At 46.5% G+C, this 14,158-nt stretch carries 13 protein-coding genes; 5 read left to right on the plus strand and 8 right to left on the minus strand.

Annotation, left to right across the window (positions count from 1 at the left end; genetic code table 11):
- Nucleotides 1–71: 71 nt before the first annotated feature.
- A complete protein-coding gene (locus QUA99_RS29830; RefSeq protein ID WP_333244301.1) occupies nucleotides 72–248 on the plus strand; it encodes a DinB family protein in 177 nt (58 codons plus the stop codon).
- A 341-nt stretch (nucleotides 249–589) separates the two neighbouring features.
- Here the strand turns inward: QUA99_RS29830 and QUA99_RS29835 are convergent, their stop codons facing one another.
- Both QUA99_RS29835 and QUA99_RS29840 read right to left on the minus strand, forming a co-directional pair.
- Complete coding sequence (locus QUA99_RS29835) at nucleotides 590–1,546, minus strand: glycosyltransferase family 2 protein (protein ID WP_333244298.1); 957 nt, start codon at nucleotides 1,544–1,546, stop codon at nucleotides 590–592.
- A 106-nt stretch (nucleotides 1,547–1,652) separates the two neighbouring features.
- Complete coding sequence (locus QUA99_RS29840; protein ID WP_333244294.1) at nucleotides 1,653–2,123, minus strand: tetratricopeptide repeat protein; 471 nt, start codon at nucleotides 2,121–2,123, stop codon at nucleotides 1,653–1,655.
- Nucleotides 2,124–2,198: 75 nt separating this feature from the next.
- Between QUA99_RS29840 and QUA99_RS29845 the strand changes: the two genes are divergently transcribed.
- Nucleotides 2,199–3,620: a glycosyltransferase family 4 protein gene (locus tag QUA99_RS29845; RefSeq protein ID WP_333244291.1), complete on the plus strand. Its 1,422-nt coding sequence runs from the start codon at nucleotides 2,199–2,201 to the stop codon at nucleotides 3,618–3,620.
- A gap of 37 nt (nucleotides 3,621–3,657) precedes the next feature.
- A complete protein-coding gene (locus tag QUA99_RS29850; RefSeq protein WP_333244288.1) occupies nucleotides 3,658–5,565 on the plus strand; it encodes a hypothetical protein in 1,908 nt (635 codons plus the stop codon).
- A gap of 304 nt (nucleotides 5,566–5,869) precedes the next feature.
- On the opposite strand, the gene QUA99_RS29855 is transcribed toward QUA99_RS29850, so the two are convergent.
- A complete protein-coding gene (locus tag QUA99_RS29855; protein ID WP_333244285.1) occupies nucleotides 5,870–6,016 on the minus strand; it encodes a hypothetical protein in 147 nt (48 codons plus the stop codon).
- A 319-nt stretch (nucleotides 6,017–6,335) separates the two neighbouring features.
- A complete protein-coding gene (gene upp / locus QUA99_RS29860) occupies nucleotides 6,336–6,971 on the minus strand; it encodes a uracil phosphoribosyltransferase (protein ID WP_333244282.1) in 636 nt (211 codons plus the stop codon).
- 603 nt (nucleotides 6,972–7,574) lie between these two features.
- Here upp and QUA99_RS29865 point away from each other — a divergent pair.
- Nucleotides 7,575–8,147 (plus strand): DUF4360 domain-containing protein, encoded by a 573-nt coding sequence (locus tag QUA99_RS29865; RefSeq protein ID WP_333244279.1) that lies wholly within the window; start codon nucleotides 7,575–7,577, stop codon nucleotides 8,145–8,147.
- Between the two features lie 161 nt (nucleotides 8,148–8,308).
- Here the strand turns inward: QUA99_RS29865 and QUA99_RS29870 are convergent, their stop codons facing one another.
- The 4 genes from QUA99_RS29870 to QUA99_RS29885 form a co-directional block, all read right to left on the minus strand.
- The gene (locus tag QUA99_RS29870) at nucleotides 8,309–9,556 is read right to left on the minus strand and encodes a URC4/urg3 family protein (RefSeq protein WP_333244276.1); all 1,248 of its coding nucleotides are present in this window, start codon (nucleotides 9,554–9,556) and stop codon (nucleotides 8,309–8,311) included.
- Nucleotides 9,553–10,635 (minus strand): adenylate/guanylate cyclase domain-containing protein, encoded by a 1,083-nt coding sequence (locus QUA99_RS29875; protein WP_333244274.1) that lies wholly within the window; start codon nucleotides 10,633–10,635, stop codon nucleotides 9,553–9,555. Before QUA99_RS29875 ends, QUA99_RS29870 begins: the two co-directional genes overlap by 4 nt.
- An 84-nt stretch (nucleotides 10,636–10,719) precedes the next feature.
- Nucleotides 10,720–11,967: a GTP cyclohydrolase II gene (locus QUA99_RS29880; protein ID WP_333244273.1), complete on the minus strand. Its 1,248-nt coding sequence runs from the start codon at nucleotides 11,965–11,967 to the stop codon at nucleotides 10,720–10,722.
- Between the two features lie 370 nt (nucleotides 11,968–12,337).
- Nucleotides 12,338–13,246, minus strand: coding sequence for a class I SAM-dependent methyltransferase (locus QUA99_RS29885; protein ID WP_333244269.1), 909 nt, complete (start codon nucleotides 13,244–13,246; stop codon nucleotides 12,338–12,340).
- Between the two features lie 343 nt (nucleotides 13,247–13,589).
- On the opposite strand from QUA99_RS29885, the gene QUA99_RS29890 reads away from it, so the two are divergent.
- Entirely contained in the window at nucleotides 13,590–13,904 is a 315-nt protein-coding gene (locus QUA99_RS29890; RefSeq protein WP_333244266.1) for a hypothetical protein, read from the plus strand.
- Nucleotides 13,905–14,158 lie beyond the last annotated feature (254 nt).

Genomic DNA, 14,158 nt, shown 5'->3' on the forward strand with positions numbered 1-14,158 from the left:
TCGCTAATTTATGATGATTGCATTTACGTCATACAGCCGGCGTTACACAAAGGCTTTAATTGTTTTTGGAGATGTCTAATGTAGATGGTAAATGCCGCGTGCTACCAACTTGGGTTCTGGTAACACATATGTTCAATCATCAAACTCACCATAGAGGACAAATTACCACACTGCTCAAACAACTTGGCTACGATCCAGGTGCTACAGATATTCCGTGGCTACCCGCTATACAGCACTTTTCAGGTTAGTGAGGTACACAACAGAGGTAGGGACACGGCACTGCCGTGTCCCTACAGCAATAGAAGAGCAATCTGGGTGTACTTCATAAACGTGGAATCTGCTGTATCATTCGGATAATTTCTGCTTGTAAAACGACACGCCAGAAGACTCGGCGGTTAAAACCTCGTCTAGACTTGCCTCTCGTCCCAGCAGAGGGAGACTGAAGAAAATCAAGAATTCAAACCTGTGTCGGTGGGTTTTGTCTGTATAAACGTAATTTTCACCGCCGACTCTTCAACTCTTGCCTTGCGGGTTTTCTGTGTATAGATGCGGTTTCAACCGCCGCGTATTCTGTAGAAATCCTACGCCTTCACAACTCCCGTTTCAACAACTCCCGTACAGCCGCAAAAGCCCTTGGACGCAACTCGACGGGCAGCAGCGACAATCCCAAACCCGCCCACATTTTCGCCTCAGAAACAGACTTTCCAGCTCGCACCATCAGCCGCCCTTTTGCAGTTTCACCCACCTCAATCAGCCGCAAACCCAGTGCTAATTGAGTTTCTGCAATCCTTTTGAGCCTGACTGTTTCCAACTTCTCGGAATCAAATTCGTAGCCGATCAAATAGCGCAATTTATCGCTTAAATACGGAATTGCCCGATCGACTCCTTGCTGTCCTGCGTGAAATCGATACTCCATCAACAGATCCGGCAAGTAATAGCACTTTTTGCCCGCAATCGCAAGTCTCACAAACAAATCGTTATCTTCGCAATTTTGCAAGTTCGGGCGCAGAAATCCGACTTCTTCCAGCGCGCGGCGGCGAAACAAAGTTGCCCCTATTTGCAAACTTTGTCTTAGAAAAACTGTGGAGAGCAAATCTTCAATAATTCCAGCCGACAACTCGGTGCGGCCCCACCGCTGCGAATTGAGTTGCGTCTGAGTTTCGTCAATATAATTGTGAATGTCGATCACCCAGTGATCGGTACTGACAAAATCGATGCTGGAGTCTCGATCTAAAATAGCAGATGTCCGCTCTAGAAATTGCGCGCTCAGGCGATCGTCATCGTCAAACTTGATAAAATATTCGCCCCTTGCGGCCGCAAAACCCGATCGCATATTATTGCTTTTGCCGATATTCTGGGGGTGGCGAATGTAGCGAATCCCGCGACCTACAAATTCCGACATCAACAGAGGAGTGCTGTCAGTTGAGCCGTCATCGCAGACAATTAATTCAAAATCTGTATAAGTTTGAGCTAGCACGCTGGCGATCGCACAAGCCAGCAGATGCACTCGATTGCAAGTAGGAATGCAAACGCTAATTTTCGGCACAAGCACCACTTGAGATTTGAGATTTTAAATCGCAAAAAAATCCTGAACCCATTGATTTTCTTCCTTCTTCCTTCTTCCTTCTTCCTTCTTCCTTCTTCCTTCTTTTTTAACTCAAACGAGCTGTACATTCAAGAATTAACTTTTGATTCACCAAAGCAAAGGGTTGAATTTCCAAAGCGCGGCGAAAAGCTTGAATAGCATTTATGTATTCTCCCAAGGCAGCGTAGCACAAACCCAGACCGTGCAAAGCCCCAAAATGAACCGGGTTCAGTTGAAGAACGGTTTGGCAGTCGTCGATCGACTTTTTATAATTTCCTTGGGTATAGTGAAGTACGGCGCGCCGGTTCCAAGCTTCAGCAAAATCCGGCGCTTCCGAAATCAGTTTCGTCAGCAAATCCAAGGCGCGGCTAACATCGCCTGCATCTAGTAAAACTTGCGATCGCCTGAGAATTTGCATCCCATAGTCACCCTTCTGGTTAAACCAAGTGTGCCAGAGTTCTGTAGTTGCCCGATCGCGCACGCTTTCGTCGGACTTTTTCAAGTCTTCCAGCAGCGCCTTAACAGATAATTCGTCCATAGGTACGAGGATTGTAAAAAAGATTCGATCGATCAATTTTATCGCTTGGCTGCAACTTTATTTATCTGACATCCCATGAAGATTTTAATGCTTTCCTCGACTTTTCCCTATCCGCCAAGCCGCGGAGGAACTCAGGTGAGGACGTTTAATTTATTGCAATACTTGAGCCGGCGGCATGATGTATTTCTCGGCACTGTGCGATCGCCCGATGTCACCGACGCACAAATCGACGCATTGCGCCAGCAAGTCACAGAATTAGCAGTTTTTCCCAACCCGCAGACACCCCCCCAACCCCCCCTGGTCAAGGGGGGGCTAAGACTCCACCAGGGGCTTGAGGAAGGATTCTTACCTCCCCCCCTTAACAAGGGGGGGACTGAGGGGGGGTTATTTCCTGCCCTTAACCAGGGGCTTGAGGAGGGCTTCTTGCCTCCCCCCCTTAATCAGGGGGGGACTGAGGGGGGGTTCTCTGAAATAATAGGAAAATTCCACAGATTCGGTCGATTTTTGTTGTCCGGGACGCCTCCGAACGTACTCTCAAGCTACTCGCAAGCAATGCAGAATTGGGCAGACGAGTTGGTAACAGCAGGCAAATGCGATGCTGTCACCTGCGAACACAGCGTTAACGAGATTTACGTGCGTCCGGAATGGCGGCAAAAAGTGCTGACAGTGGCAAACATTCACAGTTCCGTTTGGGGAACTTGCAGGGAAATGTTAGCAACCGGCACCTCCGAAAAACCCCTGCGCGATCGACTGAATTTACCGCTACTCGCCCGCTACGAAAAACGCTACTGTTCCAAATTTTCCCGCATTGTCGCCACAACATCCACAGACAGAGAGCAACTCCTAGAATTACTGTCGCCTCCGGTTCGGGTGCGAGGAAAACAGGATTTTTTTGTACCTCCCATTGATGTAATTCCTAACGGGGTAGATTTGGCCGCATTTCCGTACCGGTCGATCGACCCGGGAGGACACACCTTAATTTTTGCAGGCGCAATGAACAATTTGCCCAATATAGACGCGGCGCGATTTCTCACTTTACAAATACTGCCGCTTTTGCAGCAGCGCTATCCCGATGCTACCCTCACCTTAGTAGGGGCTTCGCCTGTCCCGGAAGTGCTCGCCTTGGGGAAACTCCCGGGAATTCAAGTAGTAGGTCGGGTGCAAAGGGTGGCAGAATATTTGCATCAAGCTGCTGTTTGTGTGGTGCCGATGCGGATTGGTTTTGGAATTAAAAATAAAACTTTGGAGGCGATGGCTGCGGGAACCCCTGTCGTTGCTAGCGATCGAGGTTTGGAGGGTTTAGCCGTCGAGGGCGGCCCACAACCGAGAAGGGCCTTGCGGGCGAACAAAGTTCAGGAGTATGTTGAGGCGATTACCAGTTTGTTTGAAAATCAGCAGTTAAGACAGGATCTCTCTGTCAGCGCGCGATCGCTCGTTGAAAGTCAATACACCTGGGATATCATAGGTCGGCAGTACGATCGGCTATTGCAATTTTAAACTCTAAATTCTAAAATCTAAATTCTAAAATGGGACGATGGAACACAAAATTAACCCCTCAAAAAATCGAGTCAAACCCCCAGAAAATCGCAAAGTTGCTCCTCCTCCGACAAGACGCCGCCGTCAAACCCGACGCCCCAAAAATCTTCAAGAGTCCCAGCTTCCAATACCTGTTCCCCTAACTCCCGCCAGATATCCCTGGAAAAGACTGGTAGCTAATGTGACAGCCCTCAGCATCTTGTGCGGCTGCTCTGCTTTGATGGGAGGTGGCGCTTGGCTGAGTTACCAGCTCATTGTCGATCCTAACGGCAACAAATTGATCTCTCAGTTTGTGCCTGGATGGTCGCGCCTGCCTACAGGTAGCAGAGATTCGATCCAAACTCTCGATCAAATCAAAGCCAGCATCCGCAAATTGGGATTTATAACCGGAGAACCCCTGCCGCTTCCCGTCGATAATTCTATTTCCGATTTGCTCTTGCCGGTGATGGTGGAAAGGACTGTTAACGCTTCTACTGTTTGCAAAAATCCTTGCCGTCAAATTGTCGAACTTCGGGTGTACCAGCGGGTGCAGCTTCCCGATCGCTATTCGGATAAAGAGCAGTATTTTCAGTTAGCAAGTTCTCTGAATCTAGAAGGCCCTGCGGAATCTTTTGTCATTGCTTCTTTAGCTGACTCGACATCTAACAATCAAGCCTCCAATCAGTCGCTACCCCTAACAGAACTGCGCCGCTTTGACGGAAAGCCCCCCGCATCGGGCATTTGGTTTAATGTCAGCGGTAAACTGGTGCGGGGCGACAAGAAAATTCCTTACGGACAAGTCGTTCGCTACAACCCCAGCCAAAATCATTTAATCTCGCTTTTGGATTGGGTAAGTGCGGCCGGACAACCGCCGAATTGGCAACAAATTGTTAAGGGTTCAAATCCGCAGTTGGCGATCGACCAAACAGTTGGTTTAGAGCCGCAATTTACCCTTTATCAAATTGGTCCGCGCAAATTTTTGCCCAACCCCGTTCAGTTAACGGCGATTTCTTTAGAAGAGTTTGCCTTCAATGACGAGACTTACAAAAATGGGCTGCGACTTGCCAAAAGCGGGCTGTGGTCTCCAGCATTAAATGTCATGCGTGTGGCGAAGGGGAAAGCCGGCAAAAATTGGCCCGCAGTCGCGCAAGCTCAGCTAGAAACGATCGAATTTCACGCTAAAATTACTCGGGCTCAGGCGATCGCATCTTGGGCCAGTCCCGGTCAACAAGTTCTCGCAGAATTGATCGACGGCCGCTGGAGCGAAGCTTTGCAAGTATTTGAAGCCGATCCGAGCAACAGTCACGAAATTGCCACAACCCTCAAAAATGACGGCGGGCGGATCTGGAACCGCATAGACGCCGCCTTGAGAGTAAATTCCGCTGACGCCGATGTCAAGGCTTGGGGCGCGCTCATTGTAGCGTCTCAAGACGGAACTCGCGAGGCGATGAATTGGCTCGACCAGCAATCAGATACTGACAGCGAAACAAGAACTCGAATTCGGAATTTGGTCAACAAACTTGAGGAAGCAGTTTCTAAGGCTGAAAGTTTAGAAAGGCACAAGAGTCAAATTATGGGTTCTGCTACTTTAATTAGCAGTATCAATCCCGCTGAGTGGCTGGAACCCGAACCGAAAAACGAGTTAAAATTGGCAGGACAACAAGTTTGGTATCAGGTCCAGGTAGCGAGTTTTTACGACGGCAGCCGCTGGGTTAATTCGCCCTTTTCAGACGTAGAAGTGCGCTCTTTTCCTGCTACTCAAGTCAAGTGGCTCTGGGGGCGACTGGGATTGCAGGCTGACCCCAAGATTAAGATTGAGGTAGCGATGGCTAACGGTCAACAAAGAGTTGCTGTGGGAACGGTGAAAGCAGTGCAGGTTCAAGACGGAAGTCTGCGCTTGCTAGCGGCGGTTGACAGGCGATCGTAATCTGGCCCAAAGCATTCGGCAGAGAAAACAGTCCCGAAGCCACTCTCGACACCAAGAAACCGGGCTTTTTTACCGTTTCTGCCGATTGCAACAGAAGTATTTTCGTAAAAAAACCCGGTTTCCTTCCACCCGTGCGTCCAAAACTAGGAATCAGGAAAATGCTTTCTTCTCCCCCTCCTGCAACTCGTCGAGAGGCGCAATCTCAAAACTCTTCCCCTCCCCACTTATAGCTTTTGGACAACAATGCAGACAAAAATTTTGTTAATTTAATTAACGCCACTTGCGCACAACAAACTCAGAGATGTCAAAGCGAGCCCTTTTTAGAGAGTGCTGCAATCATCTGCCGTTTCACCGCTTTAGCCCAAAGCTCAAACTCCAAACTGTTGATATTGTTAATTTTCACTTCCTCAACAGGCTGATGTGGGGCTTCTTTCTGTGCTGTAGTCTCCATTGTTTTTTCCTCGTCCAAAAATTGTTAGTAGTCGATCGCAAACGGTTAGTGTCATACATCTATTTTATGAACTAATTCCTGCAATTAATTACACTAAAGGCAGAGAATTTAGCCATAAAATGCAGTAAATACATTGAGATAATGCAATTTACGAATATAATGTAAGAAAATCCTACAACCCTTGCTGTATATAGGCTTTTACTGACATGAAAATCTTACAATTTACATTGTCTGGCACTATCAAACCAATAGTTATGTTAGTAAACTTATTTTTAAATGAATGTATTGACATATACAGCCCAAAATCATTTTGTTGAATTCACATAGTGCCGTAAAGCCGATCGCCCGCATCTCCCAGTCCGGGTACAATATAGCCGTGCTCGTCCAAACACTCGTCAACTGCAGCCGTATAAATCTGCACGTCAGGGTGCTGTTCGTGAAAGTGCCCCACTCCCTCCGGTGCCGCTAGCAAGCACAAAAATTTAATAGACTTCGGATTAACTTCTTTCAGCCTATCCACTGCCGCGACTGCTGAATTACCAGTAGCCAACATCGGATCGACAATTAAAACATCTCGCTGTTCAATATCTTGGGGAACTTTGAAATAATATTCGATCGCCATCCGAGTTGTCGGATCGCGGTACAAACCAATATGTCCTACCCTCGCAGACGGAATCAGCTCTAAAATACTATCTAAAAGTCCCTGGCCGGCGCGCATAATCGAAATAATAACAATTTTCTTTTCTGCAGCCAGCACCGGTGCATTCATTTGGGCGATCGGCGTTTCTATTTGTTCGTATTTTAGCGGCAAATCTCGCGTGACTTCATAAGCTAGCAGCATTCCAATCTCTTTCAGCAGTTGGCGAAATTTCGCCGTGCTCGTTTGAGTTTGCCGCATGAGAGTTAACTTGTGCTGTATTAAAGGATGGTCGATGACAGTAACTTTAGCACTCATTTTTTTGAACAATTAATTTGCTTTATTCTAACTTATCAGTCATTGAGGCACTCTTGACGAAAAAAAAACAGGTTTATGGCCGCCCCTGCCTCCAGGACTACTTATATCAAACCCCTATTGAAAACACGAATACTGCGCCAATAAAATTTGCTCCTAGACTTGCCTTGCATCTGCACAGCGGGATACTAAATAATGCGAGGTTTGAAAATCACAAGAACTTCATTTTCTCGCTTCCTCTCCTTCCCGCGCTCTTCATGAGAACGCATATCCGGGTTCAAAAGCCTCCCGACTAATCTAGCTGTCTGGCACTTCGTCCAAGCCCACTAACAAAGATCCGGATTCAAGCACCGGAATTTTCCGGAACTTTCACCAACAGATATGAATCTTAAGAAGTATCAGCAGAAAATATTGTTTTTCGGTTAATTCACTAATCGAAAAAACCTGAATAGGAACTGCACATGAGGTTATAAGCTTGGCTTGACTGGCTTTTCATCTTTCAACGTGAAGGCGGTCATATCCAAGTGTAAAAAACATTACCTAAATTCAGTTCCATTTTTTTAGGGTGCTCCTAACTCACAACTGAACTTATTAAGGAGAACATCCATGAAGTTTGTAAAACTATTGCTAGCTACGGCATTAATGACTGCTTCTATCAGCCCCGCCTTGGCTAATCCGGCAGTTCAAATTTTAGGTGCAAGCTACGGCGGTAGCGGTTGCCCAGATCGCTCCGCCAGCGTCAGCGTCAGCCCCGACGGTCAAGAACTCACCATCTTATTTGATAAGTTTGCAGCCCAGGGAAATGTCTCAACAGAAAGCCGGAAAAGTTGCAATCTGAGCATTCCCATCAAAGTACCCCAAGGCTACCAAATTTCTATCTACGATGCTGATTACCGCGGCTACGTTGCTCCCAAAACCACAGGCAACCTGCGAGCAGAATACTTTTTCGCTGGAACCCGCGGACCCATTTTTAATCGGAATTTCAGTGGCGAAACTAACTACAATGTTCGAGATAGTTTAGCCACTGTAGCTAATGTTTGGTCTCGCTGCGGCGACAGTGTAAATATGAGAGTAAATGCTGCAATGACAGCCCGCGGTGGCGGCATGGCCACCGTTGACTCCTTCGACTTGGCTCATCGCGGTTTAGTTTATCACGTCAAATATCGCACTTGCCGCTAAGCAGCTTGTGCGGAGTGTAGTGTGAGGTATAGTTTTCAGGTTTGAATTTTGAATTTTAAGTTGGAAGAGGGGATAATTTTCCTTCTTCCTTCTTCCCTCTTCCTTCTTCCCTCTTCCCTCTTCCTTCTTCCCTCTTCCTTCTTCCCTCTTCCTTCTTCCCCCTAAAACACAGTGCCGTCACTTTCAATCTGAATTGGCGGCCCTCCACCAGCCCTCAATTCTGCCGCAATTTTCCGCCCCGCCGCCCAAGTTCCTCCTTGCAAAATCTTCACCAGCGGCAATTCTGTCGCACTCAAATGCAGCTTTTCTCGAATAGCTGCGGCAATTTTATCTAAAAGATTCACAGTCAGCGATCGCCATTCCACTATAACTTCCGAACCCGGCAAGTAACTCTGTTCAAAAATAGCCGAATCTTTTGCCTGCAGCAGCCCGATATCCAAACACAAACCGCCGTTGCGGTACTCCGGCAATCCCGTTAACTCATCCAATCCGGCGACTTCTAAACCAAGTTCTTGCAGCGGTTCCAACAGGGAATAAGTCAACCACTGCGACAGTTTGTGAAATGGCACGAATTCATCTCCCAGATTTTCTCCTGTTAAAGCCGGATGCCGCCAAACATCGCCTAAATTAACTCCACCAATTGCATATCTTCCCGGCCAAATTTCCCCAAAACCTGTTAAAACAGCGCTCAACACTTCAGAAGCCTTCACAGTTTTGACTCCAGCAACCCGACTGTCTAACAAGTATTTTGCCAAATTGCCGGGACGCGGGTTTTCGCTGCCAAATAATAATGGATGCTGGCAAATCGCATTTCCCAAACGCTGCAATAATTCTAATCTGCCTGTTAAACCAACTAGCGGATTGTCTCGACTTACCTGAAATCCTGCCGCTAAGGTTTCTAGTTTTAACTGAGAAAGTCCCCGATAATCAGCTTGCCAAGGAAAATCGGGATTGCTGGAAAAAATACCTTGACAAAACATCCGCAAGCTGGCTATTGCTAACCCTTCAGAACGGCGGTAAACCTGTCCGGTTTCGGGTTCGCAATACTGCCAATCTGCACCAGCACCGGCATCGAGCAAAACGCTGACAATTGCTAAATCAAATTTGATTTTAGCTTGCTCTATGAGTGCAAATTCGGCTATTGCTGCATCCAATTCTGCGACGCGCGGCAGGTTGCCGGCTTCAAAATGCCGCCAGCGACTGTGAAAGGGAATGTTAAAATCGGGATACTGTTGGCGCGTTGTGTCAATTACATAATTTGCTGCTTTGTCGAGTTGGGATAAATCGACGCGGAAGTAGCGGAGTTTGTCAAGGCGGGCTAAATCAAAAAGCCGATCGCACTTTTGACGAATAGCAGCCGGTGTTCTCAGATATTCTACAGTCTCAAGTTCACTATTGCCCAACTTCATACTACCAAACACCGGTAAACATCGTTTTCTTGAAAAAAGTCAAACTGACTGTAATCTAAAAGATTATCTAAAATCGCATTTTTATCGATTTTTATCAGCTTATATTCCCACTTCGAGCCGCTGACTTCGCGTTTTATTTTATCGGAAACTATGACTGAATTTCGTTCTCTACCCGGAGTTACTATTTTACTTAAATCTTCCAGCCTGTCGGCTATGTTAATATCTTTTCCGTAAGTGCAAGACCGAAATATATATAAATTTCCCTTAGCAACTCCCACCGACAATCCGCAAGGTATTTGATTGGCGTGAATAAAAAGTTTCCAATTCTCGCACAGACTTTCCATTGCTGCTAAGGCTGAATGAGATTCCGGGAAAGTCAACAAATGCGAATCGCCAACAATACTCCGAATTGTGCCGCCGTATTCTTCGCAAATTGTTTTTTCAAAAGTATCAAAGTTGGTGAGCAAATATTCCACATCTTTGATCGAATTCGATTCTTGATAAGCAATAAAACCTCTCAAATCTGCTTTAATTATTGCTTGATTTTTGATAATTCGCGTTTTGTAACTTTGGTCAACTTTGTATACTTTTTCAGGTTCGCTCATCCCTTTCAAAGAAAACTCGTTGACAAAAGATGTTTGCACTTCTGCTTTGTTGAGCGCCAGCCATGCTGCTTGCGACAAATATATTTCATCCGGCGGAGTTACTGATTCTATGCGCGCTGTTAAATTCACCGTATCGCCAAAGATATCTTTATCTTGATGCAACACATCTCCCAATGTAATTGACACGCGAATAGCCAATCGTTCGTCGTTCGCCTTGCTAGATTGTTGCGCTCTCAATTCTTGCTGCATTTCGACCGCAGCCACAGCCGCGGCTGTGACACTGGGAAAAATCATCCAAAATGAATCACCCTCCCCTTTAATCACGCTTCCTTCATTTCTGGTGCTAATATCTGAAATAAAATTTTTATGCTCGTTTAACAAACTACTTAAGTCCGACTGAGATAATTTTTTTACTCTGGCGGTATATCCGCAAATATCTGTTTTTACGATCACAGTAGAACGCAAATTAGCCATAACCTACCCTGACTGATCAAAAACCAGCAATAATTTAATGTGACCGAGACGCGATAGTTCGCGTCCGATCGCGTCTTGGCCCTCTCAATCTCCTAAATCGCGTCCGATCGCTTCTGCAAGAATTGTAGCATCTGGCACAGGGTCTAGCGTGTAGTAGCCGGCGGCTTTTTTGGCGACAATTTCGACTTGTGCGTCTGCGGGAATCCAATCTTCTGGAATGGGGATGCGATCGACCACCTGAATGCCAGAATTGATAATCGCATTGTATTTCATATCGCTCATAGAAACTAAACTGTCAATTCGAGAGATCCCCAACCAGTGCAGCACGTCTGGCATTAGTTCTTGAAACCGCATATCTTGAACTCCCGCAACACATTCAGTGCGAGCAAAATAGGCATCAGCTCGATCGCCCCCTTCCTGCCGTTTTCTGGCATTGTACACCAAAAACTTAGTCACTTCCCCCAAAGCTCTCCCTTCCTTGCGGAAGTAAACAATTACCCCAGAACCGCCGGATTGTGCAGTTTGGATGCAAATTTCAATCCCGTGTACCAAATAAGGGCGGCAAGTGCAGATATCGGAACTGAAAACATCTGAACCGTTGCATTCATCGTGTACCCGTACCGCCAACTGCTTGTCCGGGTCAGAAATATTCGCGACATCGCCAATGATATAAATCGTAGTTCCGCCAATTGGCGGCAAGAAAACGTGCAAGTCCGGCCGCGTCACTAAATCCGAGAACATTCCGCCTGTTTGCTCGAACAGAACACGGCGAAGAACGCTTTCTTGGGCGCCGATCCGCCGAGCAATTCCCGGCAAATACCAAACCGGGTCGATCGCAATTTTAGTTACTGCTAAATTGCCGCCTTCTTTGACTATTTTCCCATCAATTTTTACTCGGTTTTTAGCAATGGCATCTTGCAATTCCGGCATATTAATGTGAGCTTTAGTTACAGCAATTGTCGGTCGAATATCGTATCCCTGCTGTAAAAAAGAAGTATAAATTTCGCTGACCAAGCCTCCAAAGGGATCGAGAGAAACAATCAAATCGCGATCGCCCCAACTCGGGTGCGGCCCGATGTGTGCTGCCGGAGATGTGTTGGTAAAATCGGGGCGGTGATCTGCTTGGAGTGCGCCGGAAGCAACTGCTAGCGCGCGATAAACAGAGTAAGAACCCGAATGAGTGCCGATCGCATTCCGGTGAGACGATTTGCTGAGGCTGCCAATCACAGGCCCCCGTTTCAGAGGATCGATTTCTCCCCAGTAAATGGGATGAGGTTTTGTGCCAGATCTGTCGGGATGGGATGTTAAAACTATATGCTTGGGTTTTGACACAGTTGTTTTTGGCTCTTGCTATAGATGGTGACATTGGTTGTCAGCCGAATCGCAATCTGAAACAGTGATTCATCATACCAACAGTACACACCTCCCTAGTTGAAACAATCGCGCTACACACACAAAACCCTATGTCGGCTTGGGTTTCAGGATAACAGGAGGTTTTCGTCGGATTTGATATAAGTCCAGAGTTCGCTCTTTCCCAGTATAGCCAACACCAAAGACAGCACAACTGCCAAACGCCAATTTTGAAGTTTTAACAGATGCGAAAAAAAAAGATTTGAGATTTTGAGCCGCCCACGTGCAGTCAATCTCAAATCCCAAATCTCCAATTTCAAATTTCAAATCGAATATTTTTGCTCAAAACGCCTTAATCCAGGCTTGGAGGGTGACAGAATTCCATTAAAATTGCCTCGCCTTCGTCGCGCGAGTCCAATTCCTGCGCCACCCGCTTGAGATAGTTTTTCGACAGCAAGCGGCTGGAAATTTTTTGCGGTATAAACCAGCGATGGCGCCACCGCAAACAAAGCGAAAAAGCCACGGCTTCTGGAACAGAATAAGTGGAGTGCCGCCGAATTTGCAAGCCAGCAACTTCTCCAGCTTTACCCAGAGTTTTGGAAGTGAATTGTATGATGTTGCGCGGGAAATAAGTGCTGTGCCACCGCCAGCCAAGCAGGCGCGCCGATTCGCAGTCAGCGTTCGGTACAGCCACCCAAATATAACCGTTGGGTTTCAGTAATTGCCTCATGCAGTTGAGTGTTCCGGCAGGCGAAGGTGTTGCCATCAAAACGTGGGAACAGGTGATAACATCAAACTTTTCCTCGGTACCGTTTTGTGCGATATATTCTTCCAAAGTCCCTGTAAAAACATCGATCCCGCAATCGCGGGCCGCCGCCGCCGCAGATTCCCCAGGTTCAACCCCTTTAACTTCAACTCCCAGCTTTTTGAAGACTTGCAGAAAAGAGCCTCCGCCGCATCCTACATCCAACAACCGCTTGCCGACAGGGATAGGAATGTGCCGGTATTCGCCCCGCCGCTTTGCTTCTTCAACTACTCGTTCCTCATCCTCAACGCGAGTGTTGTAACACAGATAATCTGGCGGATAATATGGAATCAATTCCTCCCATGTAGGTTGGGGATTGAGAAATCCTAGCCCGCAATCGTCACAGCCGAAAAGCGACCATTTCAGCGGTTCTTTAGGAGCATCCGAAGTGCCAGCTTTGTTACGGAAACGGATATTTTTTGAATTACAAACAGGGCAATTTGTCAGTTGTTGCATGGTTCAATTTCAGAATTTGTACAGTTTCTAACAGTTGCTAATGGCAGTCGATCGCCACAATTTATTACCATTAGTTGAGCTGGTAGAGTGCACGCCTGGAAGCAGATCGAAAACTAGGTTTCTTTGCAAATTAGTAGTTGTAGATGCCCGGTTTGTAGATGTTCGGTTTGTTAGCGCCCGACCCCCGATCGATCGGCACTGTAAGATTTTATGTCTAAAGGGTTAGACCCAGAAGGTAGCATTTGTTACCCAAAAATACAACCGACGCTCAACAGACAATAATTGTCGGTAGCGTTTTTGCGGTTGCGCTAAATTCTTAAGAAAATACTAACTCACAAAATTAATGTTGCCAAGTAGATCTAACTATTTTCTAAAAAATGGTCGCGTACCCGCGTCTCTTCTAGAGATGAAATCGATCGCCCCGTCAGCTTCTACTGTAGCAATAACGGGGACTGAGAACAATTTTTGTGCGGTGGATATCGAAATTGCAGCGGGTACGATCGCTCAAATTATTCCATCAGGTACAGAACATTTATTCCCAATTGCAGATATTCCAATTGTTGATTTGTGCAACGGCTTAGTTTGGCCTTGTTTTAACGAGAGAGGACTCTCCCTCCTCGCTACTTGCCTGATAGCATTTTTGATTTTTGATTTTTGATTCAACAATTGGGAATGACTTACTGGATAGGGGTTTGGATCGCGGGCAACCGGCGTTGCATTATTTTTAGAAAATGGTATTAATTAGAATTATTTGACCGGGCTTGATAAGTTGTTGTGCACTTAAATTGCATATTTCGATCCCATATCAAAACTCGTCAAATCCTCTCCCCCTCTCCCCCCTGACAGGTGTAGGTTTTTTACAATTAGGAGGAGTTACAAGCATAAAAGGAATCTACAGGAGTGTGAGGGAAA

The organism is Microcoleus sp. F10-B2 (assembly GCF_036704965.1).
Taxonomy (GTDB): Bacteria; Cyanobacteriota; Cyanobacteriia; order Cyanobacteriales; family Microcoleaceae; genus Microcoleus.